The organism is Serratia sp. PL17 (assembly GCF_017832355.1).
GTDB lineage: Bacteria > Pseudomonadota > Gammaproteobacteria > Enterobacterales > Enterobacteriaceae > Serratia.
In genome coordinates this window covers 190,552-214,656 of the sequence record NZ_JAFIBY010000002.1, presented here as the reverse complement: position 1 = coordinate 214,656, position 24,105 = coordinate 190,552, and the positions used below count along the sequence as shown (strand labels likewise).

Below are 24,105 nucleotides of genomic sequence, written 5' to 3'. Positions count from 1 at the left end.
TTTGTGCAAAGTAAGTTTTATCGATGCACTCTTTCTTTATGACAGGGAGTTTTTAATCTTCGCATAGTCAAAAGGCGAGATAACGCTTTTCCGATTTGCATCGAGAAAATCAGCCCACCACTGCAGCATCAACCTACGCTCATCCAAATGCTCAGCCTTATGGATATAAGCCGCTCGCACAGAGTTACGCTCCATATGGCTCATTTGCCGTTCCACTGCATCCCTCGACCACAATCCCGATTCAATCAACGAACTACACGCCATGGTCCTGAAACCGTGGCCGCAGACTTCTACCTGTGTGTCATATCCCATCACCCGTAAAGATTTGTTAACCGTGTTTTCACTCATAGGTTTACGAGGGTTATGATCGCCAATAAAGATCAGTTCATGATCACCGCTGAACGTCTTTATCTGCTCCAGAATATTTAATACCTGTCGGGAAAGTGGCACCAGATGAGGTGTACGCATTTTTGAGCCACGCTGTGAATGCTTTACCCCTTCGATAGCTTCTCGCTCGGCTGGAATCGTCCACATAGGTGTTTCAAAATCGATCTCGGACCAACGAGCAAAACGCAGTTCACTTGAGCGGATAAAGACCAAGAGAGTTAGCTCAACAGCAAGGCGAGTCAGTGTCCTGCCTGTATAGCTGCCAATGCGCTGAAGCAGTTCGGGAGTACGCTTCAACTCTAGCGCCGGTCGATGCTGTCGGTTACATGAAGCAACGGCACCGACCATCTCCTGCGCGGGATTGTAGTCAAGCGAACCGCTCTGAATGGCATAACGCATAATTGCAGTAGTTCGCTGTTGTAGCCGGGAGGCCACTTCTAGCCTCCCCGAAAGTTCTACAGCTTTAATAGGGGCTAACAGGTATCGCGTTTTTAGTTCGGCAATATTACGTTTGCCAATGACAGGAAAGAGATTGTCCTCCAGGATTTTCAGCACACGTCGGCTATGTTCTTCCGACCACTTTTTATTTGTGACATGCCACTCGACAGCAATCTGCTCAAAAGTACGCGCTTCTTCCTATTCAACCTTATCATTTTTCTTTTTGTCTCCCGGATCGATGCCGTTTGCCAAAAGCTTCCGAGCATCATCACGACGCGCTCTGGCATCTGCAAGAGACACATCAGGATATACGCCTAAAGCCAGCATCTTTTGCTTCCCGCCGAAGCGGTACTGCAGACGCCAGTATCTTGAACCATTGGGGTGGACGAGAAGATGCATACCGTTGCCATCGGTCAGCTTGTATTGTTTATCCGTTGGCTTGGCTGTTCTGACTTTGATATCTGTTAGAGCCATGCTTATCCCCTCCCTGTTGGTACAAGCACTATCGAACCGGAAATACCATCATCTGTACCAACATCTGTACCAACATCTGTTGGTAGATGTACGTTGAAGTCGGTTAACCTTGAGAGAGTTAATTTAGTGGGAAGGGGAAATCCATACTGAATCGCAGGCACAAAAAAACCACCTTTCGGTGGCTTCTTGTTCGCGCTGTACTAATGGTGCCGAAGGCCGGACTCGAACCTAACACTCTGCAACCTGCTGATATCACGTAACCGCTTCGATAAAATTGTTAGTTCGTAGGAGTGCTTTGTAAGAAAGCCAGCCAATGAATAACCGGTGCAATCGCCCTGCAAGAACTGGCTTTACACTGACACTAAGCCATAAAACCAGCCCATCAAATATCACTTACTTCACATTGCCACCGACGCACTGATATTGCTTGGTGATGCTGCCATTCATTAACTGACCATACATATTTCGCTGGCCTTCAACTCGAGCATGAGGAGTTAACTCTTCCGAATGATCATAACCCCATTTGGCGCAAACTCTTGAAGCTATACCTGTAGCATCACTCCAACGAGCTTTACTACCATCATCAGTTAACGGCAAATTTTCGTTATGAACGAAGCCAACAGTAACGATGCCGCCAGCACGATCTGCATTAACAACCTCAACCGGTTTTCCAGTAGAACTTGCACAACTTGAGAGAGATATTGCTGCAACTAAAATCAAAAATGTTCCTTTCATTCTTACCTCTTATTTTTATCATTTCCCCTGAGAGGGTGCCATAATTTTATAAAAAGAAGCCAGACAGCTAAGCTGAAATAGCAAAAAAAGTATACCGTCAAAGAAATAACTTTGGAAACTAGTAGATCACAATCAATGTTGAAAATAAATGAATTATAAATCTAACCGACTAATCACCCGCTGGAGCTGCGACAAACGCCACTCGCCGCCTTTCGGGGCTGGAGTTCGAGCCATATTCAATACCTCAACCATTCTTCGTTGCGACAGCCCACGATCTTTCCAGCTTTCGATAAGCGGACGCAGATTTTCTGCGAATGTTTGTGCAACCTGTCTACGAGCTTCGGTGTTACTTTTGAGGTTAACGCTTCCTGCTGCGCCCAAAACCTTCCCTTGCTCCTTAGCAACCGCGAGAGCTGCTTTTGTTCGGGAGCTAATCTGGTCACGCTCCCATTCAGACATTACTGCATGCATCTGAATCATTACTTTGTTGGCTTGCGGCATATCTGCGGCAACAAAATCAATCCCAGTTTCCAGTAACCCGGATACAAAATGAACATTACGCGCTAACCTATCCAACTTAGCTATCAAAAGCGTCGCACCATACTTCTTACAAGCAGCAAGTGCTGCCCGTAGCTGAGGACGCTTATCAAGCGCATTTGATCCCTTACCAGTTTCGACCTCCTCAAACTCTGAGACAACAGACCCATCACCACCTTTTAAATACAACTTCACTGCTGCTCGTTGCGCCTCCAAACCTAAGCCGCTTTTTCCCTGCTGGGTAGTCGATACTCGATAGTAAGTAATGAATTTACTATTTGCCATGCTTGTGCCCTACCTGACCACATTGAAAAACGAACGTTTAATATGTAGTCACTATAACTAAACGAACAATAGGAAGCAATTGACATCCTATGTTGTGTTAAATTTGTTTTGTATGTTATTATTTCATAAAGTTATTAATACAGAGGAGGGTAAATTGTGAGTAATAAACCTAAAATCAGGACTGCCAACCTTATTGGAACAGGTCGCACCTCGTTAAAACTTGATGAAAGCGCATGGACGGCTATCGATATGCTGGCGGCAAAACGGGGAACAGACTGGAAGGTATGGGCGCGTAGCTTGCTAAACGCTAACCCTGATGCGTCAAACAAAGCAGCTTTGCTGCGAGCTGCTCTGACAGAAGAACTAATGACTGAGCAGCTAATGGCATTCGCTGAGACAGGGCCGGTAGAAACCAATACCATTCATGAAATTATTGGTAATGGTTACTGGCGGCTCAATGACGAACAGCTTCAAATTGAGCTGGGCGGTGCAACCATCACCACCCGTGATAGTTCGTTTGTGGCATTCACATTGCTGACTGGCTATCGAAATGAGGTAATGGGTGGTGAGCCATTTGTCATTATCCAGAACAACCTACGGGATCAATTGCATCTCATGATCGCACCAACAGTTGATTAAAGGGGATAATCTATGAAAGTTAAGACTCTTTCAGCAAGCGAGACGGCATATTACTTGAGATACAAACTGGGGAATTGTCGGGTTTGGGATAACCTTTTAGCAGATATGCGGCGCGGTAAAGCATCTTACTACGGCGAGACTTTGCTACCAGTTGGTCGGATAATTGATAGTCGCCATCCTCGTCCGGTTTATCTGTTTAGTGAGATTTTTGAGTTTGTAGAAAAAGCATCCCGACTACGCCCTTTGCCAGCCAAAGCATATATGCTTTCTATCCAAGAAATTGAAATCGATTTAACCGACAAGCGACACTGGAGCACTCGCCCTCTCTCAGTGGCAATCTGAAATGCATACAATGAATCTTAATCAACAGATACCGGAAATCACCCTGAAACCTTTCAGGGCTACCGCCGTCATTGACTGGCTAGATGTGGAGATCCACACCTCGCGTCGCACGCAACATCAACACGTTCGCAAAGCACTTGCGGAGATAACTGGCATTGATCACTGGTGGGCTGGCACAATAGATGTTCAGTCGGGCAATACTGCCAATACGTTCCGCATTCGTTTACATGACGATCTCGCTAACAACTACCAGCAACTGTGCGCAACACTCGACAATTTAGCCGAACGCTATCCCTTCGCATCCGAACCTACAATCACAGGTATCGAGATCAGCTGCGATTTTTTGCATAAGCAACAATCGGAGGAAGCAACTCGCGCCCTTATATACCGGCTGCAAACAAGCCTGTTCGTGCCGGGCAGCAATCACCGGCAATATAATAGCGATCTCCGGAAAAACCAATTTCTGGACAAGCCCGGTAATCGTATCAATCCCGTGCATAACCTGCGGATCGGTAACAAAAATGACGCCATTTCATGGCAGTGCTATTACAAAATAACCGACAAAAACAAACTGCCTCTACCGGCTAATCAGTGCTGTGCCCGCGTTGAGGTGACATTAAAGGGCTACGCACTGCAACAACACGGCTTTGACCTGCTCTCCGGGCTTCCATCTTTCAAGTTCGAAACCTTAGCTAGTCTATTCACACTCCGCCGTCCAATACCTGCGGTAACGCTGGCAAAAGGTGATCTGTTCAAGTTGACCTCAATCAACTGGAATCGGGAATATAGAGACGCAACAGCAGAGCGCGGCTTACACTCGTTTAGCACAATTGGACAACGTGACAAGAAAGGCAGATTGCGAGCAGAAAGTAGCCATTTGAAAGCTGATGCTGAACTAAGTAATCGGGTAAGAGAGGCACTGAGGAATCTTCGCCCGTAAACCGCCAATCCAAAAAAGTGCGGGATATTATTTCGAAATCCCCGTATGTTTACTGGGTCAGCGGACAGTTACCTAATAACTTAAAACATAGTGACTTAAAGTATAGTAATCATAATGATGAATGAAAAACGTAGCATAGAGTGTTTAGAGCAGTCCATGAACGCATGACATACAGATGATCTTGATTAAATAGAATCAAAATGAAACGTATCATTCGTTTCATAGAACTATAGGCAATCCCGAAAGATCGCACATCTATGCGTATCGGTGAAACAGAACTATGCTTTAGCGATACAAAAATTGAACCCCTAGAAAACGAAAGGTATTCATGGATAGGGAGCTTTCAAAAATTCCGGCAGTCGAAAAAATGATCCTTATATTAACGCTAGACTTATTTCTCGCAGAGAACATCCCAACGCACTGCTGATACCAGCCCCCAGTTTCCTGCAGAGTTTGGCCTGCGCCATTTAGCTGTCTCCATACCCCTCAAGTATTCAAGAGCTTCCAAAAACGTGCTAAATCGCTTTTGAGACATTTTTTCGCCAACTCGAAAGCTCCCATCTCGAGGACTTGATAATCCGGGATGAAAACATGTGCCATCAGCGGCATAAGGCACAAGCAAGTTGGTTGTATTTTCCTCAAACGTCTCATCTTTGAGTAGCTCTGATGCATTTACTTTCAAGGCATTCGCAAGTGTCTCAATAGCATCAAGAGAAGCATTCGAAGCACCTCTCTCAATTCTGCTCATGTAGCTACGTGCAAAACCGCAGCGATCAGCAAAAGCCTCCTGACTAAGCCCGGTTGCTATACGCAGATCTTTAACTCGTTTTCCAAAAATAGATCGCAGGTTCGTTTTCATCCCTGAAATGTGGCGCGTTGACCACTAACAGGCCACTCACTAATCGTGACATTTCAAACCCAGTATTTAATAATCATGGCAGCAAACAAAATGTAGTCCTGGGTAACACATCAAAACATGAGGATTTGTATGAAACGGAAGCCACTTAAAACTATATCAATGGGTTATGCACTATTTCTGAGTCTAGCTACTTTCGATACGTTCGCAGCAACAGGAGTTCAGCAACCAGTCATACACACGCAACTAGCGACTAACCAAACAAGCAATGAACCTTCAGTTTGCGAAAACACAGCAAATGTTGCGGAACATATGGCGCGAGATCGAGATGCGGGAATCACAAAAAAGCAGTATGTGAAGAGGATTCAAACAATTGAAAAATCGGGAAAAGTATCAGGACGAGAGATTGATCTTTTCTACTCATTACTAGCATTTGTTTATGTGGATCAGAAAGATAAATCCCCAGAGTATATAAGCCGCGTAGTTCAAACTGGATGCGAATTGACGAGATAACCAAGAGAAACTCTGATACAGAAATGAGCGCTGATAGTTAGTTATTATCAGCGCCTCAAAGAACTGAAGACTAAACAATACCGGCTATAGCAGCCCTAGAAACCCCGTAGCAACGTGATATAGAACTAATGCTATCACTGTTAGCTTTTTTGATAAAATTGCTTCTCGTTGCTCTGGTGTCGTTTTAGAGGGGCTACCCAATTTCTTACCCTCAGCTTTCGCTCTTGCTAGCCCTGCCTGAGTTCTTTCTATCAGTAAATCGCGTTCCATCTCAGCGACCGCTGCTAACATCGAAAGTAACAACTTTCCGGCAGTTGACGTGAGGTCTGTTGTGCCAAGCTGGTGGACTATCACCCGTGTAAAAACTTCGGAGGCGGCAGAATCATCCTTATAGTGGCATAATGGCTCAAATAATGAATTCTTTTAACGGTAGGTGTTCTATGGGAAAAACGGAGCTTTTTCTAAAAACCATGATATTTTCCGTTGTATTAATGTGTGTTGGTGCTGTAATAGGCCTCTTTGTGGGCTTTCACTACGGTTTTAAGCCTATCATTTCCGTTGTTGTATCTATGTCCATTTTCTCTCTGTATTTGGGGTATTGGATTTACAGTAGTGAGCGAAGAGCGGACAGGAATTTTGCGAAGTTTAGGCACATGCAAGCCAAGCATGAAATGACCACTCTGCTACTGAACGAAGCGCTCAAAGACACAAACAGGGAATTGTTTGACAGGATAGCTCCTGATGCACCTGATAGTGCTTTAAAACAACAATACCAGAGCCTGAAAAGGGTGGAACAACTCTGGAACACAAAGATTGAGAACTAAAACTAAAATATTCTCAAACAATGGACTGCATGTATTCGGCTAAACCAAACGCCCCGGAGAGAGCCACAAATCTGAAACCTACAAATCTACGCCCCTTTATAGAAAACGTGCCAGATAGCTTCCCAGAACGTCTGGGCCGCATATCGCGGTCTACTTACGAATAGCAGTCTGATTAGTTGCGGCCTCACGGATCAACCCAGTTAGGTTTATCTCCACCATCAAACAAGTCCCCAAAAGCTATCACCGGAGATAACGCTTTGAGAACCGTCGAAATACTGCAATACACATTACACAAAGACACCGGAGCTGCGTTTCACACCATCATGCGGGAAATCAGCGTTCCCTACACCAACGTCACGGGATAGATGTAGTATCGTTTAGTATCTCACTGCATGACCCGGATGTTACTGCCTGATTATCGCCGTTGACAGCGCTGAAAGCATGCCTGCGGCAGCATTAAAACAGTGATAAGGCTGCCGCAGGCAAGTGTGGACGGGCTGCGGGTGCAATCGTTAGTCATCTGGCTTAACCAGAAGCTCTCAAAGCGTGCCACAGATTCCCACATAATGATTTCACTACCCTTGATAGAGAACGTGACAAAATCGCTCTGGCACGTCTTAGTGATGTATGATGAGATTAGCCCCTAATCCCGCTTTCTTCGGAGTGCATCCCTGAGAGCATCCAAACCATCAGGAATGTTGAATTTAGCTATATCAGGCAGCGGAAAATAAAGTTTCTCAACAATTTCAACCATATGAATCGGTTTCAAATCCTTGCTATATCGAACCTCTGTTTCCGTTTTGCCACGCACATGTCCAACCAATTGAGCACGAAGTTCGGAGCTAACACCCTTTTCTTTCAGCAAAGTCGAGACTGTATGCCGGAATGAGTGAAAAGCTTTGCTTCTGTCCCTCACCATATTCAATCGATTACCAAGTAAAGAGTCATCAAACCAAGCAGAAACAGGTTTACCAAAACCCTTATTTTTATTGTGCTTAATCTCAGGAAATAGCCTGTCATACCCGGCATGTCTCAAAGACTGAGCATATTCGATCAACCCATGCTTAATAAGCGTTGTATGTATGGGGATCTTGCGGCGAGAATTTGCGTTTTTGAGCTTCTTGTTACTTTTATCATCACTTTCAAGATTAAAGTAATATACTCCGTCCTCTTCAAGAATGTCATCCAATAGTAACTGCGCCAATTCGTTGACTCTTGCCCCTGTAAACAAACCAAGTAGAGGCATCCAATAATGAAACGGTCGATAATGGTGGAAACGCCCCTGTTTATTACGTTCTACTGTGCCATTTTTAAACCATTGAAACGAGAAAATAGCCAAGAGATCAGCAGGTTCAAAAACTTGAGTATGATCCTGATCTCTATCTTCTTTATCGTCACGCGGGAAAAAGTTATCACACGGCGATTTAAGGAACTTACCATCATCAACAGCCCATTTCATAGCACCGTATAAGCCATTTATATATTTTCTTACGGCATCATCAGACATCAACTTATCACCGCTTTCCGCGGCTTTTACGATCAGCTCATCAAGTGTTTTAACGCCATGTTTCGTTTTTGCTAAATTTCGGTTTGCCGGAATTTGGCGTAACTTACTTTCATAATCCCTCAGAAAGTCACGATCGAAGTTTTCTAGATTAATATCACCCATCAGCTCAATCATGAGATCGAAATAGTAGCGAATATCTCTGACAGCAGCCTCGGAGACTTTCCCCTTGCTTCGATGTTTCAAATACTCATCACACAGCCACGACAGGTTCTTTGAGTAATGCCTGCGATGCACATACTCGTTAGCGATTACAGCAACAGGAGAGGGAAGAAATGCAGAGTGATGAATGCTAACCGCTGGTGGAGTGCTTTTAGCCAGCCAGTCAAGTCGGAGACTTTCTGCATGGACATTATTGATCGTCAGGTTATCAGGAGTGATGCTGACACCGGGTAAGTCAAAAAACCAACCGCCGTTGCGATTGTCTCCACTGGCCCGGAAAGCCGCCTCTTCTTCTGACACACCATTAGCCAGTAGACATTGTAGCGTATATTTCGGTTTGAATGGCTGTAGATAACCTTCCGCAAAACCTTCAACACCCACCGCAAACACACTGTTAAGCACGAAACCACCTGTTGCTGGGTCTCTTTCAACCTCACTGCGGTTCTGCACGTAGAAAGCAGCCTCACCCGTCGCCAGCCAGAACACTGGCAGGTTGCGATTCATCACCGACTGAATTAACTGGGCAACGGGTAACTCGATTGACTGAGCAAAGTTAGCAAGCGAAATCATACCGTCCCCGGCAAGTAGCGGGGCGCAGTCACTTAAAGTTCGATAATCCAATTGTTCATACTCTTGTAAGGTCTGATACCAGACCGCCAACAGGATCGCAGACTTCTGCTTTGCTTCTTGAAGATCGTGAGTGCCTGTTGAAGTGTGAATCTCACACTGTCCTGCGTATCGACGAAGACGTTGGGGAACGCTAATGCGGACAACATAAATGCCGCTGGTTCGACGATAGAGGTTATAACGTTGAGACATCGCCTCGTATACCCTTTTGTAGTAGGGCGACGCGATATTGAGGTCTAGAAACAAAAAAATCCTTACAAAATAAGGATTTAATTGACTAATGGTGCCGAAGGCCGGACTCGAACCGGCACGTATCTCTACGGTTGATTTTGAATCAACTGCGTCTACCGATTTCGCCACTTCGGCACTGCAAGTAGTATGCGGAAAACGTGTGCATTATACCTTTCAGCGATCCGCACGCAACACTTATCCGTTGTTCAATGAGTTAAGTGCTGAAAAAAACGCCGACATGCTTATATTAAGCCCGTTTTGTGGGCGAAATAAGCAGTGTCTCTACGAATAATATCGGCGATACCTGCGGTAAACAGCACGGGCGCAGCGTGCAGCGCCCCTACAAATGACATTGGTAATACCTGCGATAACAGCACGGGCGCAGCGTGCTGCGCCCCTACGGATGACATCGACGATAATTTGCACCTGTGCGTAGCGATATCAGCAGCAGCGCGTCCAAGAAGCACCAGAAACAAAAAAGGCGTAACCGCATGGCTACGCCTTCTTACATCGTCTGTCGCGTCGCTACTTGCGTTTTAGCAGCATATACACGCTGATCAACAAGAACAGCATGCTTGGCAGCAACGCGCCCAGTACCGGCGGCATGTTGTACACCAGGCTCAACGGGCCAAATATCTGGTCCAGCACGTAGAACAAGAAGCCGAAGCTGATACCGGTCACCACGCGTACGCCCATCGGTACGCTGCGCAGTGGCCCGAAGATGAACGACAGTGCCATTAGCATCATCACCGCAACGGAAAGCGGCGAGAACACCTTGCTCCACATGTTCAGCTGGTAGCGGTTGGCTTCCTGGCCGCTCTGTTTCAGGTACTTCACATAGTTGTGCAGGCCACTGATAGAAAGCGATGTTGGGTCCAGCGCCACCACGCCCAGTTTGTCCGGGGTCAGGTTGGTTTTCCATTCGCCGGTCAGCGTTTGGGTGCCGGTAACCTGTTTTTCGTTGGTCAGGTCGGACGTATCCACCTGCGAAAGCTTCCACACGCCGTCTTCAAAACTGGCGGTGGCGGCATAGCGCACCGTCTCCAGCCTGCGCTGGTCGTTGAAGTGGTAGATATTCACGCCGGAAAGCTCTTTCTCGCCCGCTACGCGTTCGATGTAGATAAAGTCGTTGCCGTCCTTCGCCCACAGGCCGCTCTTGGTGGAAAGCAGTGAACCGCCGTACATCTGCTGCGCACGGTAGTTACGCGCCATCTGGTCGCCCTGCGGGGCAACCCACTCGCCAATCGCCATGGTCAACAGCACCAGCGGGATCGCGGTTTTCATCACCGAACCGGCGATCTGCATGCGGGTAAAGCCGGAAGCCTGCATCACCACCAGTTCACTGCGCGTCGCCAGTTGCCCCAGCCCAAGCAGTGCGCCCAGCAAGGCCGCCATCGGGAAGAAGATCTCGATGTCCTTCGGCACGCTCAGCAGGGTAAACATCCCGGCGCCCAGCGCCGTATAGTCACCCTGGCCCACTCTGCGCAGCTGATCGACAAACTTGATGATGCCGGAAAGCGACACCAACATGAACAGCGTCATGATGATGGTGTTGAAAATCGTCTTACCGATATACCGGTCTAAAACACCAAACATCAGGCCGCTCCTCTCAGGCGTGCACGCAGCTTACGCATCGGCACGGTATCCCACAGGTTCAGCGCCAGCGCGATCGCAAAGTACACGGCGTTGACCAGCCAAAGCCACAGCATCGGGTCCAGCTTGCCTTTACCGGCGTTAGAACGCAGCGAGGTCTGCAGCAGGAAGAATATCAAATACAGCAGGATCGCCGGCAGCATGCTCAGCACGCGGCCCTGTCGTGGGTTCACCACGCTGAGCGGCACGACCAGCAAGGCCATCAGCACCACAGACACCACCAGCGTCAGGCGCCAATGGAATTCGGCGCGTGCGTCGGGATCGTCAGACTCCAGCAGCGTCTTCATCGACATCTGTTCGGCCTGGTTACCGTCCACGGCGACCGCACGGTGGCCGACCACCGCCTTATAGTCGTTGAAATCGGTAATGCGGAAGTCACGCAGCATCGCGGTGCCTTCAAAGCGGGTGCCTTTATCCAGCGTCACCACCTGCGAACCGTCCTTCAACTGGTTGATCTGGCCGTGTTCAGCCACCACCACGGATGGGCGTTGGTTGCCGTTCGGCCGCAGTTGCGCCAGGAACACATTGTTGAAGGTGCTGCCTTTAACGTTGCCGATAAACAGCACCGCGTTACCGTCTTGGGACGTCTTGAACTGCCCTTCTGCCAGCCCGGCAATGCTCGGGTTAGCCTTGGCTTCGGACACCACCACGTCCTGATAGCGCGAGGCCCAGGGCCCAACCCAGAACACGTTGGCCGCCGCAATCACGGAGGTGAAGAGTGCCAGCACCATTGCCGCGATGATCAGGGTACGTTTACCCAGCCCGCAGGCATGCATCACGGTGATTTCGCTATCGGTATACAGCCGCCCAAGCGTCATCAATAAGCCAAGAAACAGGCTTAATGGCAGGATTAGCTGCGCCATCTTCGGCACACCCAATGCGAGCAAAGAAAGAACTAAATTTGTCGGGACATCGCCGTCCACCGCATCGCCTAACACCCTGACTAAGTTCTGACAAAAGAAGATCAGAAGCAGGATGAACAAGATTGCGATTTGGCTCTTTAGCGTTTCCCGTACCAGATATCTTATGATGATCACGCTTATTACGCCTGTGAAAACTTGTCTTTTTGCAGGAAAATCGATAGTTTCATCGCTAATCCGCCATTTATTCTCATCATATGGCAACAGACACAGCTAAAATAGTATTACAACATCTAGCATTTGGGTGTCCTATAGGAACTTACTTATAGTCGCCAAAACAGAGCAATTTACGCCGTTCAGGTTAACATAGTTAGTTAACTCGACGGCCGGAGATCGTTACGGAGTGCGTCATTCTAGCCGTAGCGTCCGCCTTTGTCTTTAAGATTCAGGAGAGTGCATGGAGTTCAGTGTAAAAAGCGGTAGCCCGGAAAAACAGCGCAGTGCCTGTATTGTAGTCGGCGTTTTCGAACCGCGCCGCTTGTCCCCTATCGCAGAACAACTCGACAAAATCAGTGATGGTTATATCAGCGCTTTGCTGCGCCGTGGCGAACTGGAAGGTAAAGTCGGGCAGACGTTACTGCTGCACCATGTACCTAACATTCTCTCCGAACGCATCCTGTTGATTGGCTGTGGCAAAGAGCGCGAGCTCGATGAACGCCAATACAAACAGGTGATTCAAAAAACCATCAATACCCTTAACGATACCGGCTCCATGGAAGCGGTCTGCTTCCTGACCGAGCTGCACGTGAAAGGCCGTAACACTTACTGGAAGGTGCGTCAGGCGGTAGAAACCGCTAAAGAAACGCTCTACACCTTCGATCAGCTGAAAAGCAACAAAGTGGAGCCACGTCGTCCACTGCGTAAAATGGTGTTCAACGTGCCGACCCGTCGTGAACTCACCAGCGGTGAACGTGCGATCCAGCACGGTCTGGCGGTGTCTTCCGGCATCAAAGCCGCGAAAGATCTCGGCAATATGCCGCCGAACATCTGTAACGCCGGTTATCTGGCTTCGCAGGCTCGCCAACTGGCGGACGCGTTCAGCACCAACATCACCACCCGCGTCATCGGCGAACAGCAGATGAAAGAGCTGGGGATGAACGCCTATCTGGCGGTTGGCGCAGGTTCGCGCAACGAGTCATTGATGTCGGTGATGGAATATAAGGGCAATCCGAACCCGGACGCTAAGCCGATCGTGCTGGTGGGTAAAGGGTTGACCTTCGATGCCGGCGGCATCTCGATCAAACCTGCCGATGGCATGGACGAGATGAAGTACGACATGTGTGGCGCAGCCACCGTGTACGGCGTGATGCGTGTGGTGGCGGAACTGAACCTGCCGCTGAACGTGATCGGCGTGTTGGCCGGCTGTGAGAACATGCCGGGCGGCAGCGCTTATCGTCCGGGCGACGTGCTGACCACCATGTCCGGCCAGACCGTCGAGGTGCTGAACACCGACGCCGAAGGCCGCCTGGTGCTGTGCGACACCCTGACCTACGTCGAGCGTTTCGATCCAGAGCTGGTGATTGACGTTGCCACCCTGACCGGTGCCTGCGTGATCGCGCTAGGCCACCACATCACGGGCTTGATGTCGAACCACAACCCGCTGGCGCACGAACTGATCGGCGCGTCCGAACAGGCCGGCGACCGCGCGTGGCGCTTGCCGATGTCCGACGAGTACTACGAGCAACTGGACTCCAACTTTGCCGATATGGCGAACATTGGTGGCCGTCCGGGCGGGGCTATCACCGCAGCCTGCTTCCTGTCGCGCTTTACCCGCAAGTACAGCTGGGCGCACCTGGATATCGCCGGCACCGCATGGCGTTCCGGCAAGGCCAAAGGGGCCACCGGTCGTCCGGTCGCGCTGCTGTCACAGTTCTTACTCAACCGTGCAGGCCTGAACGGCGACGATTAAAATACCCTTCATCTTTCAAGCCGCAGCGTTGTTGGCTGCGTTTGTTCCCCCCAGTCACTGACTGTATGTCAGTTCCTGGGGATGAACGAACTTGCCGCCTGGCTGCAACTTGAAACCTATTGGGTATATAATCACGGTAACAAAGCGAAGGGCGCACAAGTTGCGCCCCTAATTTTTTCTAACGGCAATGAACTCATGAGCAAGCAGGCGACGTTTTATTTACTCGAACACGCGGAACCCGCAGGTGCGCTCAGCGCGCATGAGGCCGTGGCCTGCGCCGTTGCCGCTGAACGTTGGCGCTCCGGCAAGCGGGTGTTGATCGCCTGCGAAAGCCAGGAACAAGCCCAACGGTTGGACGAAGCGCTGTGGCAGCGCGATCCGCACCAGTTTGTGCCACACAATCTGGCCGGTGAAGGCCCGCACTACGGTGCGCCGGTCGAGCTATGCTGGCCCGGTAAACGCGGTAACTCGCCGCGCGATCTGCTGATCGCCCTGCTGCCGCAGTTTGCAGATTTTGCTACTGCTTTCCATGAAGTGGTAGACTTCGTCCCTTACGAAGACACCCTGAAACAGTTGGCGCGCGACCGATATAAAGCTTATCGCAGCGTCGGCTTCCATTTGACCACGGCCACGCCGCCAACTCACTGAACAACGATATAAAATGGAAAAGACAAACAGTCATCTCGATACCGCATACGACCCGAAAGAGATCGAACAGAAGCTGTACGATCACTGGGAAAACCAGGGTTACTTCAAGCCAAATGGTGATACCAGCCAGGAAAGCTTCTGCATCATGATCCCGCCGCCGAACGTCACCGGCAGCCTGCACATGGGCCACGCATTCCAGCAGACTATCATGGACACCATGATCCGCTACCAGCGCATGCAGGGTAAAAACACCCTGTGGCAGGCAGGTACCGACCATGCCGGTATCGCCACCCAGATGGTGGTTGAGCGCAAGATCGCCGCAGAAGAAAACAAAACTCGCCATGACTATGGCCGCGACGCGTTCATCGACAAAATCTGGCAGTGGAAAGCGGAATCCGGCGGCACCATTACCCGTCAGATGCGTCGTCTGGGCAACTCCGTGGACTGGGAGCGCGAGCGCTTCACCATGGACGAAGGCCTGTCCAACGCCGTTCGCGAAGTGTTTGTTCGCCTGCACAAAGAAGATCTGATCTACCGTGGCAAACGCCTGGTGAACTGGGATCCGAAACTGCGCACCGCCATCTCCGATCTGGAAGTGGAAAACCGCGAATCCAAAGGCTCCATGTGGCACCTGCGCTACCCGCTGGCCGACGGCGCCAAAACCGCCGAAGGTAAAGATTACCTGGTGGTCGCCACCACCCGTCCGGAAACCGTGCTCGGTGATACCGGCGTGGCCGTAAACCCGGAAGATCCGCGTTACAAAGATTTGATCGGCAAAGAGGTTATTCTGCCGCTGGTTGGTCGCCGCATCCGCATCGTCGGTGACGAACATGCCGACATGGAAAAAGGCACCGGCTGCGTGAAGATCACCCCGGCGCATGACTTTAACGACTATGAAGTCGGTAAGCGTCACGGCCTGACAATGATCAACATCCTGACTTTCGACGGCGATATCCGTCAGGAAGCAGAAGTGTTTAATACCCTCGGCGAAATCTGCACCGATTACTGCAACGAAATCCCGGCCCAGTTCCGTGGCCTGGAGCGATTCGCTGCGCGTAAAGCCGTGGTAGCCGCCTTTGAAGAGCTTGGTTTACTGGATGAGATCAAACCGCACGACCTGACGGTGCCTTACGGCGACCGCGGCGGCGTGGTGATCGAACCCATGCTGACCGACCAATGGTACGTGCGTACCGCACCGCTGGCCAAAGTCGCGGTTGAAGCGGTTGAGCAAGGCGAGATCCAGTTCGTGCCTAAGCAATACGAAAACATGTACTTCAGCTGGATGCGCGACATTCAGGACTGGTGTATCTCTCGTCAGCTGTGGTGGGGTCACCGTATCCCGGCCTGGTACGACGTGAACGGCAAAGTCTACGTTGGCCGCAGCGAAGAAGAAGTGCGCAGCGAGAACAACCTGGGCCCTGACGTGGTGCTGAACCAGGACGAAGACGTGCTGGACACCTGGTTCTCTTCCGGCCTGTGGACCTTCTCCACCCTGGGCTGGCCAGAGCAAACCGACGCGCTGAAAACCTTCCACCCAACCAGCGTGATGGTCAGCGGCTTCGACATCATCTTCTTCTGGATTGCGCGCATGATCATGCTGACCATGCACTTCATGAAGGACGAAAACGGCAAGCCGCAGGTTCCGTTCAAGACGGTTTACATGACCGGCCTGATCCGCGATGACGAAGGGCAGAAAATGTCCAAGTCGAAAGGTAACGTGATCGACCCGCTGGACATGGTTGACGGTATCTCGCTGGAAGACCTGCTGGAAAAACGTACCGGTAACATGATGCAGCCGCAGCTGGCGGAAAAAATCCGTAAGCGCACTGAAAAGCAGTTCCCGAACGGGATCGAACCGCACGGCACTGACGCCCTGCGCTTCACCCTGGCGGCGCTGGCTTCAACCGGCCGTGACATTAACTGGGACATGAAGCGCCTGGAAGGCTACCGCAACTTCTGTAACAAGCTGTGGAACGCCAGCCGCTTTGTGCTGATGAACGCAGAAGGTCAAGACTGTGGTTTCAACGGTGGCAAGAAAGTGCTGTCGCTGGCGGACCGCTGGATCCTGGCCGAATTCAACCGCACGGTGAAGGCATACCGCGAAGCGCTGGACACTTACCGCTTCGATCTGGCCGCCAACATCCTGTACGAATTCACCTGGAACCAGTTCTGTGACTGGTACCTGGAGCTGACCAAACCGGTTGTCAGCAACGGCAGCGAAGCGGAACAACGCGGCACCCGCCACACGCTGATCACCGTGCTGGAAGCCCTGTTGCGCCTGGCACACCCGGTGATCCCGTTCATTACCGAAACCATCTGGCAGCGCGTGAAGACCCTGACCGGCGAAACAGCAGACACCATCATGCTGCAACCTTTCCCAGAGTACGACGCCGCGTTGGAAGACGCACAGGCGTTGAACGACCTGGAGTGGATCAAGCAGGCGATCACCGCGGTACGTAATATCCGTGCCGAGATGAACATTGCGCCGAGTAAAATGCTGGACGTGCTGCTGCGCAACTGCAACGCCGACGCGCAGCGCCGCGTGCAGGAAAACCAGAGCTTTATCGAGCGTCTGGCGCGTCTGTCGTCTATCACTCTGCTGCCTGCCGGTGACAAAGGTCCGTTATCCGTCACCAAGCTGGTTGACGGTGCCGAGCTGTTGATTCCAATGGCGGGCTTTATCGATAAAGACGCCGAGATTGCGCGTCTGTCGAAAGAGATGGGCAAGCTGGATGCAGAAATCGCGTCAATCGAAGGCAAGCTGTCTAATGAAGGCTTTGTGGCACGTGCGCCAGAAGCCGTCGTCGCCAAAGAACGCGAACGTCTGGCCGCCTGCAAAGAAGGCAAAGTGAAGCTGCAGGAACAGCAGGCGACTATCGCCGCGCTGTAATCTGTCGGTTCGCTGCAGCAGCTGAAAACAGCGGGGATTTCCCCGCTGTTTTTTTATCGCCGTTGCATCCGGCCCGCTTAAGATGTTATTACAAGTTTTACCCTATAGCTTTCAAGTTGCAGCTAGGCGCCCAGCTCGCTCATCCCCAGGCGCTTACTCGAGTAAGTAACTGGGGTGAGCGAGTGCAGGTAACAACGCTGCAACTTGAAAGATGACGGGTATATTAATGCTGCATGGACGCCGCTGGAAAATAACCCCAGCGCGTTTTGTGTTGCGATAAAAACGAATGTGGTTCCCTTTAATGGCGAGTGTAAACATGACAACAGCAACCCCAGTACGTCTTCTGGTGCGCCCAATAACGGCTGACGACAATGCCGCTATTGCTAATGTCATTCGCGAAGTCTCCGCCGAGCACGGTCTGACAGCGGACAAAGGCTATACCGTTTCCGATCCCAATCTGGACGTCTTATATCAGCTCTACAGCCTGCCACGCAGCGCGTATTGGGTGATAGAAGTCGATGGCCGGATTGCCGGCGGCGGCGGTGTTGCGCCACTGCAAGGCGGTGAAGACGATATTTGCGAATTACAGAAAATGTATTTCCTGCCGCTGTTACGCGGCCAGGGCCTGGCAAAACGCCTGGCGCTGCAAGCACTGGAGTTCGCCCGTCAACAGAGCTTCCGCTGTTGTTATTTAGAAACCACCGCCAGCCTGACGCAGGCCATTGGCCTGTACGAGCATCTGGGCTTTGAGCACATTGACCACGCCATGGGCACCACCGGTCACGTCGACTGCGAAGTCACCATGCTGAAGACGCTATAGTCTTGCTTCTGCGCCCGTGGTAATCACGGGCGCAGCATGCAGCGCCCCTACTGGGCTCCCACCCTCTCCGTCTTCCTGCCCTTCACTGCCACTTCAATACGGCTGAGTACCACACTCGTCAGGTACGACACCACAATCAACAACAGCAAAATCAGCGGCGTATAGCGCGGCGCAAAAATCAGCTTTTGGGCGAAGTAATAGCAGTAGAAGCTGTGGGTCAGCCACATGTACATCGAATGCTTGCCCAGCTCGCCCACGACCCGGTTCACCGTGCTGCCCAGGCCGTCTGCGGTGTTCATCAGCGCGATAATAAACAGCGGCGTCACCAACAGCAGCCCTGGGTTATGGGCAACGATAAACACCGCCACCGTCACCATCAGCAGGATCAGCGGATGGGTGCGGCTCAGGGTGACAATCAGCTTCGCCAGCCACGAGTCCGCCGGCATCTGCTTGCTGCGGCCAAACACCATGCCAAAGCCGAAAGGCAACAGCCAGGTACAATATTCGATTAACACCTCCGGTGCCCAGGCGACATATTGCAGCCCCTTGCCGCACACCGCCGCCAGTACCAGCAGCCCCAATAACGGGTAGGTATTTAGCCGCGACAACAGCGGCAAAGAAAGTACGTACAAAACGTAAAGTTTGAAGAACCACCACTCGCTGTTATACGTGGATTTTAAGCCAATCAGGTTTTCGAAAAACAGCGACAGTGAGTGGGAATATCTTTCGCCTGGAAAGAAAAAAAGGCCAATCGGCACAAAGATAAAAAACACTATCCAGTAGCTGATATATAAGTTTTTCAGCTTTCCCCAACTATATTTAAACGTGACTTCTTTTTTAAGCGAGAATCCGTAACCGGATAAAAACAGGAACATCGACACGCAAATCTTACCGAACAGGCCAAGGTACATCTCAATGTCGACGCTGTTAACAATATGATAGACGGGGATATCCGGGCTAATTCGGAGAGGGTAGGCAAACAGGTGATGGACCAACATCAAAATGATGGCAATCCCTTTTAAATAATTAGACTTATTAATCGAAATGTCCATATTTCTTAATATCTTATCCAACCATAGAGTGATTCATCATATAGCAGCATTTTTGCGCTGGCATCCTCTTTCCTAATCGGATAAGTCTCATATTTAATATTCCGTTTAGAAACAATGCACCGAATATTTATAACAGCGTACTTTTTCCCACGCGCATCGCGCTATCCGGTAAACCAACAAAATTATTAATATAAGTAATTTATTTATTACCCATATAAATCAGTAAGATGATTAATGTTAAAAACATTTTATGTGATATTCATTAACAAATTAACGATTGCAAATTGACCTGCCGCCCGCTTGCGCTACTCTGCCAGAACAGGCTAATGCCGCAATCGCACAGGGAGCAGTCATGTCGGAAAACGCTTTTGATTACATCATTGTCGGCGCTGGTTCTGCCGGCTGCGTACTGGCAGCACAGTTAATCCGCCGTACTCAAGCGCGGGTGCTACTGCTGGAGGCCGGTGGCGACGACAATAATTTATTCATCAAGATGCCGGCTGGCGTCGCGAAGATTATCGCCAAAAAGAGCTGGCCGTATGAGACCGAACCGGAGCCACATGCCAACAACCGGCGTATGCAAATCGCCCAGGGCAAAGTGTTGGGCGGCAGCAGTTCGGTCAACGGCATGATCTACATCCGCGGTCAGCGGCAAGATTATGACGAATGGGCCGAACGTTACGGCTGCGTTGGTTGGGGGTACCAAGACGTATTGCCCTACTTTAAACGCGCCGAGGCTAACGAAAGCCTGTCCGATGCCTATCACGGGGGCGGTGGGCTGCTGCCGGTCAGCGAGAACCGCTACCGTCACCCGCTCAGCATGGCGTTTATCCGCGCGGGCCAAGAGCTGGACCTGCCCTATCGCAACGATTTCAACGGCGACAGCCAGCACGGTGTCGGCTTCTACCAAACCACCACCCACAACGGCGAACGCGCCAGCACAGCACGTACCTACTTGAAAGCGGTGCGTAACGAGCAACGCTTGGTCGTGAAGCTCAATGCGCTGGTACACCGCGTGGTGTTCGACAACAACGTCGCCACCGGGGTGGTGTATAGCCAAAATGGCGGCGCAGAAGTCACCGCGCATGCGACGAAAGAAGTGATCCTCAGCGCTGGCGCAGTAGGATCGCCGAAGATCCTGATGCTGTCCGGCATTGGGCCACGCGAACATCTGCAGCAGTTGGGCATCGAACCGCGCGCGGATCTGCCGGTGGGCAAGAACTTCCACGATCACCTGCACATGTCGATCAACGTCAGTACCCGCGACCCCATCAGCCTGTACGGCGCCGATCGCGGCCTGCAAGCATTGCGCCACGGCACCGAATGGCTGGCCTTCCGCAGCGGCGTCCTGAGCTCCAACGTGCTGGAAGGCGCAGCCTTCACCGACAGCCAGGGCGACGGCCGACCGGACGTGCAGATCCACTTTTTGCCGATGCTCGACAGCTGGGACGACGTGCCCGGCGAGCCGCTGCCCAATATCCACGGCTTCACGCTGAAAGTCGGCTACCTGCAACCCAAAGCACGCGGCGAAGTTCTGCTGCGCAGCCGCGACCCGCGCGATCCGGTGAAGCTGCATGCCAATTACCTCGGGCACCCGGAAGACCTGGCCGGCAGCGTGCGTGCCGTGAAATTTGGCCTGAGTTTCCTGCAAACGGCAGCCCTCAAGCCGCTGATCAAAGATCTGCTGATGCCGCAGCCGGCGTGGTTGAACGACGAAAGGCAGTTGGAAGAGTTTGTGCGCAACTTCTGCAAAACGGTGTACCACCCGGTGGGCAGCTGCCGCATGGGGCAATCCCCGCAGGATTCGGTAACTGATTTACACCTGCGGGTACATGGTTTTGAACGACTGCGCGTGATCGACTGTTCGGTAATGCCGCAGGTGACCAGCGGCAATACCAATGCACCGACCATTATGTTGGCAGAAAAAGCGGTGGATTTACTGCTGGGCGCACCGGAATAAAAACCCATCACGGCGGCCCGGTTATCAGGCGATGGCCGGTACGCCGCTATGGAAACGGAACTCGCTGTCCGGCGTTTGGATCAGCTCGGCTTCAATGCGGCCAAAGTGAGCCACCCGTTCACTGATATCGCCACCGGCAATTTGCTCGGCCAACGTCAGGTAATCCTGATAGTGGCGCGCCTCGGAGCGCAGCAGCGAAACATAGAAGCGGTTTAATTCGTCGTCCAGATGCGGTGCCAGCCGGGCAAAACGCTCGCAGGAACGCGCTTCGATATATGCACCACAAATCAGTTTGTCGATCAGCGTAGCGGGATCGTGGGTCCGGATCTCACGGATCATGCCTTTGGCATAGCGGCTGGCGGTGATCTTCTTGTACGGGATCTGCCGCGCCAGCATGATCTCCAACACCTGCGAGAAGTGGTGTAACTCTTCTTTGATCAACAACACCATCTTGTCCGCCAGATCCTGACCATAGGCCGATCCGTTTTTTGGCAGGATCTTACGGGTGAAGTTATTCTGCTGGAACAAGGCTTCCGGCACGCCCTGCGCTTCATGCAGAAACGCCTCATAAGGCCTGAGCAACGCCAACAGCGCGTCGCCGCTCTCCTTGTCAGCCACGTAGCGGCGGATCAACCACATGCCGGTCTGCGCCGCTTTCAGCTCACACACCATATGGTCAGTCAGCAACAGAGGCAGGTTTTCCGGGCGGCGTGCGGCATCAATCCAGGCGTCCGGGGTTTCGCAATGCAGGAAGTGTAAAATGGGGGCTAACAGGGATTGGTATTTCATAGGCTTCAACGAAGAAAGAGGGGCTGGCACACACCGGCCCCCAGAGCAGAATTGATTAGTGGCGTTTACCGTCGTCGTCTTCGTCGATGAAGTCACCTTCTTCTTCGTCGTCGTCGCCTTCTTCGCCGTTGGGATCTTCAAAGTAGGTGCCCCAACCGTCGTAGTTAACGCCGCAACGTGCTGCCAGCGCCACCAGTTGTTCTACCTGAGTGTCGATCAGTTCGGCGTTCAGGCCGATTTCGCTGATCACGTCACAGCACATCACCAGGGTACCGTCTTCCACTTCCAGCTCTTCGGCGTCGGTCACTTCGTAGCCCAGTTTGAAGGCTTCGACAGCGGCTTTCTCCAGCACTTCAAACTTTTCAGCAGAAAGGTGGTGTTCGATAGTGTAGAGCGCCTCTGGATCACTGCCGTCTTCCAGCAGTTCTTCGATGATCAGGCGGGTCTCTTCACGTTGTTCTTCTAGCTGTTCGCGGTTTGCCATGCCTATATCCTCAAGTCAAATGGCCTGTATTCCTTCTATTTTCACACACCGCTGGCATTGCTTCCACGATAAACGTGAAAGATTTCTATCTCGGGGTTGAAATTGAATATTCATACATATAAAGTGAATTTAAATTCAATTTAAGCGATAAGGATATACGGCAATGAGTAGCATAAACCCGTTCTACAAACGTCACTTCCTGAGGTTAATGGATTTCACCCCGGCGGAACTGCAGATGCTGTTGCAGCTGTCGGCCGACTTGAAGCAGGCCAAAAAGCAAGGCAAGGAAACTCGCCACTTGCAGGGTAAAAACATCGCGCTCATCTTCGAAAAAGACTCGACCCGCACACGATGCTCTTTCGAAGTTGCCGCTTTCGATCAGGGCGCTCAGGTCACCTATCTCGGCCCCAGCGGCAGCCAGATCGGTCACAAAGAATCGATGAAAGACACCGCCCGCGTGCTGGGCCGCATGTACGACGGTATTCAATACCGCGGTTACGGTCAGCACCTGGTGGAAACCCTGGCGAATCATGCCGGCGTACCGGTGTGGAACGGGCTGACCAATGAGTTCCACCCCACTCAGCTATTGGCGGATCTGCTCACGGTGCAAGAACACCTGCCGGGCAAATCACTCAATGAGGTGAAGTTCGCCTACCTGGGCGATACCCGCAACAATATGGGCAATACCCTGCTGGAAGCTGCAGCATTGGCGGGCATGGATCTGCGCCTGGTGGCACCAAAGGCCTGTTGGCCACAGGCCGACCTGGTGGCAGAGTGCCAGGCGTTAGCGCAAAAGACCGGTGCCAAGATCACCCTGACTGAAGACATCGCCGAAGGGGTTAAAGACGCGGATTTCCTCTATACCGACGTATGGGTGTCGATGGGTGAGCCGAAAGAAACCTGGCAGGAACGTATCGCACTGCTCAAGCCGTATCAGGTCAACATGGCGATGGTGAAACTGACCGGCAACCCGCACGTCAAATTCCTGCACTGCCTGCCGGCATTTCACGACGACCAAACCACCCTCGGCAAACAGATGGCAGAACAATACGGGCTGCACGGCGGCATGGAAGTCACCGATGAAGTCTTCGAATCAGCGCACAGCGTGGTGTTCGATCAGGCCGAGAACCGTCTGCACACCATCAAAGCGGTGATGGTCGCCACCTTAAGCGAAACGTTTTAAGCATTACCCTCATCAGTGGGGTGGCTTTCTCGTCACCCCACGCCCAACCGATTAACTATTCCGCCCTCTCTGGGGGTATCGCAGATTTTTATGCACCTGACGTACATAATATCGCCCTCATTAAGCCAATGCCCTTCGCTAATGCTTTGTTTATTCTCTTGGAATAAAATAGAAGCCACCCGCATCACAAAATAAAAAACCATCCTCTTTTACCGGCCGGAATAAAAATTCAAAATAATGTGC

At 51.3% G+C, this 24,105-nt stretch carries 20 protein-coding genes, 1 tRNA gene and 3 pseudogenes; 12 read left to right on the top strand and 12 right to left on the bottom strand.

Annotated elements, in window-relative coordinates; translation table 11 throughout:
* Positions 1-36 precede the first annotated feature (36 nt).
* The 3 genes and pseudogenes from JOE25_RS09775 to JOE25_RS09765 form a co-directional block, all read right to left on the bottom strand.
* A pseudogene (locus JOE25_RS09775) lies at positions 37-1,299 on the bottom strand (integrase arm-type DNA-binding domain-containing protein).
* Between the two features lie 393 nt (positions 1,300-1,692).
* Positions 1,693-2,034 (bottom strand): YecR family lipoprotein, encoded by a 342-nt coding sequence (yecR, locus tag JOE25_RS09770; RefSeq protein ID WP_209634526.1) that lies wholly within the window; start codon positions 2,032-2,034, stop codon positions 1,693-1,695.
* Between the two features lie 153 nt (positions 2,035-2,187).
* Positions 2,188-2,856 carry a recombinase family protein gene (locus JOE25_RS09765; protein WP_209634524.1) on the bottom strand — a complete coding sequence of 223 codons (669 nt, stop codon included), beginning with the start codon at positions 2,854-2,856 and terminating at the stop codon, positions 2,188-2,190.
* A gap of 156 nt (positions 2,857-3,012) precedes the next feature.
* On the opposite strand from JOE25_RS09765, the gene JOE25_RS26580 reads away from it, so the two are divergent.
* From JOE25_RS26580 to JOE25_RS09750, 3 genes are read left to right on the top strand one after another with little or no spacing between them, the layout of a single operon-like run.
* On the top strand, positions 3,013-3,495 hold the full coding sequence (locus JOE25_RS26580) for a hypothetical protein (protein ID WP_245209811.1): 483 nt from the start codon (positions 3,013-3,015) through the stop codon (positions 3,493-3,495).
* A gap of 12 nt (positions 3,496-3,507) precedes the next feature.
* Positions 3,508-3,837: a hypothetical protein gene (locus JOE25_RS09755; protein ID WP_129934102.1), complete on the top strand. Its 330-nt coding sequence runs from the start codon at positions 3,508-3,510 to the stop codon at positions 3,835-3,837.
* 10 nt (positions 3,838-3,847) lie between these two features.
* Positions 3,848-4,777, top strand: a complete 930-nt coding sequence (locus JOE25_RS09750) for a hypothetical protein (protein WP_209634523.1) — start codon at positions 3,848-3,850, stop codon at positions 4,775-4,777.
* Positions 4,778-5,168: 391 nt separating this feature from the next.
* On the opposite strand, the gene JOE25_RS09745 is transcribed toward JOE25_RS09750, so the two are convergent.
* On the bottom strand, positions 5,169-5,636 hold the full coding sequence (locus JOE25_RS09745) for a helix-turn-helix transcriptional regulator (RefSeq protein WP_129934100.1): 468 nt from the start codon (positions 5,634-5,636) through the stop codon (positions 5,169-5,171).
* A 129-nt stretch (positions 5,637-5,765) separates the two neighbouring features.
* Between JOE25_RS09745 and JOE25_RS09740 the strand changes: the two genes are divergently transcribed.
* Complete coding sequence (locus JOE25_RS09740) at positions 5,766-6,146, top strand: hypothetical protein (protein ID WP_129934099.1); 381 nt, start codon at positions 5,766-5,768, stop codon at positions 6,144-6,146.
* Between the two features lie 70 nt (positions 6,147-6,216).
* On the opposite strand, the pseudogene JOE25_RS09735 reads toward JOE25_RS09740, so the two are convergent.
* Positions 6,217-6,541, bottom strand: a pseudogene (locus JOE25_RS09735) (recombinase family protein); the annotation flags it as partial.
* A gap of 45 nt (positions 6,542-6,586) precedes the next feature.
* Here JOE25_RS09735 and JOE25_RS09730 point away from each other — a divergent pair.
* Both JOE25_RS09730 and JOE25_RS09725 read left to right on the top strand, forming a co-directional pair.
* On the top strand, positions 6,587-6,970 hold the full coding sequence (locus JOE25_RS09730; protein ID WP_129934098.1) for a hypothetical protein: 384 nt from the start codon (positions 6,587-6,589) through the stop codon (positions 6,968-6,970).
* Positions 6,971-7,227: 257 nt separating this feature from the next.
* A pseudogene (locus JOE25_RS09725) lies at positions 7,228-7,482 on the top strand (NIPSNAP family protein); the annotation flags it as partial.
* 131 nt (positions 7,483-7,613) lie between these two features.
* Here the strand turns inward: JOE25_RS09725 and JOE25_RS09720 are convergent.
* The 4 genes from JOE25_RS09720 to lptF form a co-directional block, all read right to left on the bottom strand.
* The gene (locus JOE25_RS09720) at positions 7,614-9,515 is read right to left on the bottom strand and encodes a site-specific integrase (protein WP_129934097.1); all 1,902 of its coding nucleotides are present in this window, start codon (positions 9,513-9,515) and stop codon (positions 7,614-7,616) included.
* Between the two features lie 89 nt (positions 9,516-9,604).
* Positions 9,605-9,689: transfer RNA gene (locus JOE25_RS09715), tRNA-Leu, on the bottom strand.
* 390 nt (positions 9,690-10,079) lie between these two features.
* Positions 10,080-11,150 carry an LPS export ABC transporter permease LptG gene (lptG, locus tag JOE25_RS09710; protein ID WP_209634521.1) on the bottom strand — a complete coding sequence of 357 codons (1,071 nt, stop codon included), beginning with the start codon at positions 11,148-11,150 and terminating at the stop codon, positions 10,080-10,082.
* Positions 11,150-12,244 (bottom strand): LPS export ABC transporter permease LptF, encoded by a 1,095-nt coding sequence (lptF, locus tag JOE25_RS09705; RefSeq protein ID WP_209634519.1) that lies wholly within the window; start codon positions 12,242-12,244, stop codon positions 11,150-11,152. Before lptF ends, lptG begins: the two co-directional genes overlap by 1 nt.
* Before the next feature lie 280 nt (positions 12,245-12,524).
* Between lptF and pepA the strand changes: the two genes are divergently transcribed.
* The 4 genes from pepA to JOE25_RS09685 all read left to right on the top strand — a co-directional run bounded on the left by pepA (position 12,525) and on the right by JOE25_RS09685 (position 18,394).
* On the top strand, positions 12,525-14,036 hold the full coding sequence (gene pepA / locus JOE25_RS09700) for a leucyl aminopeptidase (protein ID WP_037424420.1): 1,512 nt from the start codon (positions 12,525-12,527) through the stop codon (positions 14,034-14,036).
* A 195-nt stretch (positions 14,037-14,231) separates the two neighbouring features.
* A complete protein-coding gene (locus tag JOE25_RS09695; RefSeq protein WP_209635274.1) occupies positions 14,232-14,684 on the top strand; it encodes a DNA polymerase III subunit chi in 453 nt (150 codons plus the stop codon).
* Between the two features lie 13 nt (positions 14,685-14,697).
* On the top strand, positions 14,698-17,574 hold the full coding sequence (locus JOE25_RS09690; RefSeq protein ID WP_209634516.1) for a valine--tRNA ligase: 2,877 nt from the start codon (positions 14,698-14,700) through the stop codon (positions 17,572-17,574).
* A 316-nt stretch (positions 17,575-17,890) separates the two neighbouring features.
* Complete coding sequence (locus JOE25_RS09685; RefSeq protein ID WP_209634513.1) at positions 17,891-18,394, top strand: GNAT family N-acetyltransferase; 504 nt, start codon at positions 17,891-17,893, stop codon at positions 18,392-18,394.
* Positions 18,395-18,441: 47 nt separating this feature from the next.
* On the opposite strand, the gene JOE25_RS09680 is transcribed toward JOE25_RS09685, so the two are convergent.
* Positions 18,442-19,446: an acyltransferase gene (locus JOE25_RS09680; RefSeq protein ID WP_209634510.1), complete on the bottom strand. Its 1,005-nt coding sequence runs from the start codon at positions 19,444-19,446 to the stop codon at positions 18,442-18,444.
* 352 nt (positions 19,447-19,798) lie between these two features.
* On the opposite strand from JOE25_RS09680, the gene JOE25_RS09675 reads away from it, so the two are divergent.
* Entirely contained in the window at positions 19,799-21,406 is a 1,608-nt protein-coding gene (locus JOE25_RS09675; protein WP_209634509.1) for a GMC family oxidoreductase N-terminal domain-containing protein, read from the top strand.
* Positions 21,407-21,430: 24 nt separating this feature from the next.
* On the opposite strand, the gene miaE is transcribed toward JOE25_RS09675, so the two are convergent.
* Complete coding sequence (gene miaE, locus JOE25_RS09670) at positions 21,431-22,195, bottom strand: tRNA isopentenyl-2-thiomethyl-A-37 hydroxylase MiaE (protein ID WP_209634507.1); 765 nt, start codon at positions 22,193-22,195, stop codon at positions 21,431-21,433.
* Between the two features lie 55 nt (positions 22,196-22,250).
* The gene (gene rraB / locus JOE25_RS09665) at positions 22,251-22,679 is read right to left on the bottom strand and encodes a ribonuclease E inhibitor RraB (RefSeq protein WP_209634505.1); all 429 of its coding nucleotides are present in this window, start codon (positions 22,677-22,679) and stop codon (positions 22,251-22,253) included.
* Positions 22,680-22,842: 163 nt separating this feature from the next.
* Here rraB and argF point away from each other — a divergent pair, with 163 nt between their 5' ends.
* Positions 22,843-23,862 carry an ornithine carbamoyltransferase gene (gene argF, locus JOE25_RS09660; protein WP_209634503.1) on the top strand — a complete coding sequence of 340 codons (1,020 nt, stop codon included), beginning with the start codon at positions 22,843-22,845 and terminating at the stop codon, positions 23,860-23,862.
* Positions 23,863-24,105 lie beyond the last annotated feature (243 nt).

Excerpts from the sequence above, each read along its gene's own strand:
- yecR (WP_209634526.1), bottom strand. The coding sequence starts at position 2,034 with ATGAAAGGAACATTTTTGATTTTAGTTGCAGCAATATCTCTCTCAAGT.
- JOE25_RS09765 (WP_209634524.1), bottom strand. The coding sequence starts at position 2,856 with ATGGCAAATAGTAAATTCATTACTTACTATCGAGTATCGACTACCCAG.
- JOE25_RS09755 (WP_129934102.1), top strand. The coding sequence starts at position 3,508 with ATGAAAGTTAAGACTCTTTCAGCAAGCGAGACGGCATATTACTTGAGA.
- JOE25_RS09750 (WP_209634523.1), top strand. The coding sequence starts at position 3,848 with ATGAATCTTAATCAACAGATACCGGAAATCACCCTGAAACCTTTCAGG.
- JOE25_RS09745 (WP_129934100.1), bottom strand. The coding sequence starts at position 5,636 with ATGAAAACGAACCTGCGATCTATTTTTGGAAAACGAGTTAAAGATCTG.
- JOE25_RS09740 (WP_129934099.1), top strand. The coding sequence starts at position 5,766 with ATGAAACGGAAGCCACTTAAAACTATATCAATGGGTTATGCACTATTT.
- JOE25_RS09730 (WP_129934098.1), top strand. The coding sequence starts at position 6,587 with ATGGGAAAAACGGAGCTTTTTCTAAAAACCATGATATTTTCCGTTGTA.
- JOE25_RS09720 (WP_129934097.1), bottom strand. The coding sequence starts at position 9,515 with ATGTCTCAACGTTATAACCTCTATCGTCGAACCAGCGGCATTTATGTT.
- lptG (WP_209634521.1), bottom strand. The coding sequence starts at position 11,150 with ATGTTTGGTGTTTTAGACCGGTATATCGGTAAGACGATTTTCAACACC.
- pepA (WP_037424420.1), top strand. The coding sequence starts at position 12,525 with ATGGAGTTCAGTGTAAAAAGCGGTAGCCCGGAAAAACAGCGCAGTGCC.
- JOE25_RS09695 (WP_209635274.1), top strand. The coding sequence starts at position 14,232 with ATGAGCAAGCAGGCGACGTTTTATTTACTCGAACACGCGGAACCCGCA.
- JOE25_RS09690 (WP_209634516.1), top strand. The coding sequence starts at position 14,698 with ATGGAAAAGACAAACAGTCATCTCGATACCGCATACGACCCGAAAGAG.
- JOE25_RS09685 (WP_209634513.1), top strand. The coding sequence starts at position 17,891 with ATGACAACAGCAACCCCAGTACGTCTTCTGGTGCGCCCAATAACGGCT.
- JOE25_RS09680 (WP_209634510.1), bottom strand. The coding sequence starts at position 19,446 with ATGGACATTTCGATTAATAAGTCTAATTATTTAAAAGGGATTGCCATC.
- JOE25_RS09675 (WP_209634509.1), top strand. The coding sequence starts at position 19,799 with ATGTCGGAAAACGCTTTTGATTACATCATTGTCGGCGCTGGTTCTGCC.
- miaE (WP_209634507.1), bottom strand. The coding sequence starts at position 22,195 with ATGAAATACCAATCCCTGTTAGCCCCCATTTTACACTTCCTGCATTGC.
- rraB (WP_209634505.1), bottom strand. The coding sequence starts at position 22,679 with ATGGCAAACCGCGAACAGCTAGAAGAACAACGTGAAGAGACCCGCCTG.
- argF (WP_209634503.1), top strand. The coding sequence starts at position 22,843 with ATGAGTAGCATAAACCCGTTCTACAAACGTCACTTCCTGAGGTTAATG.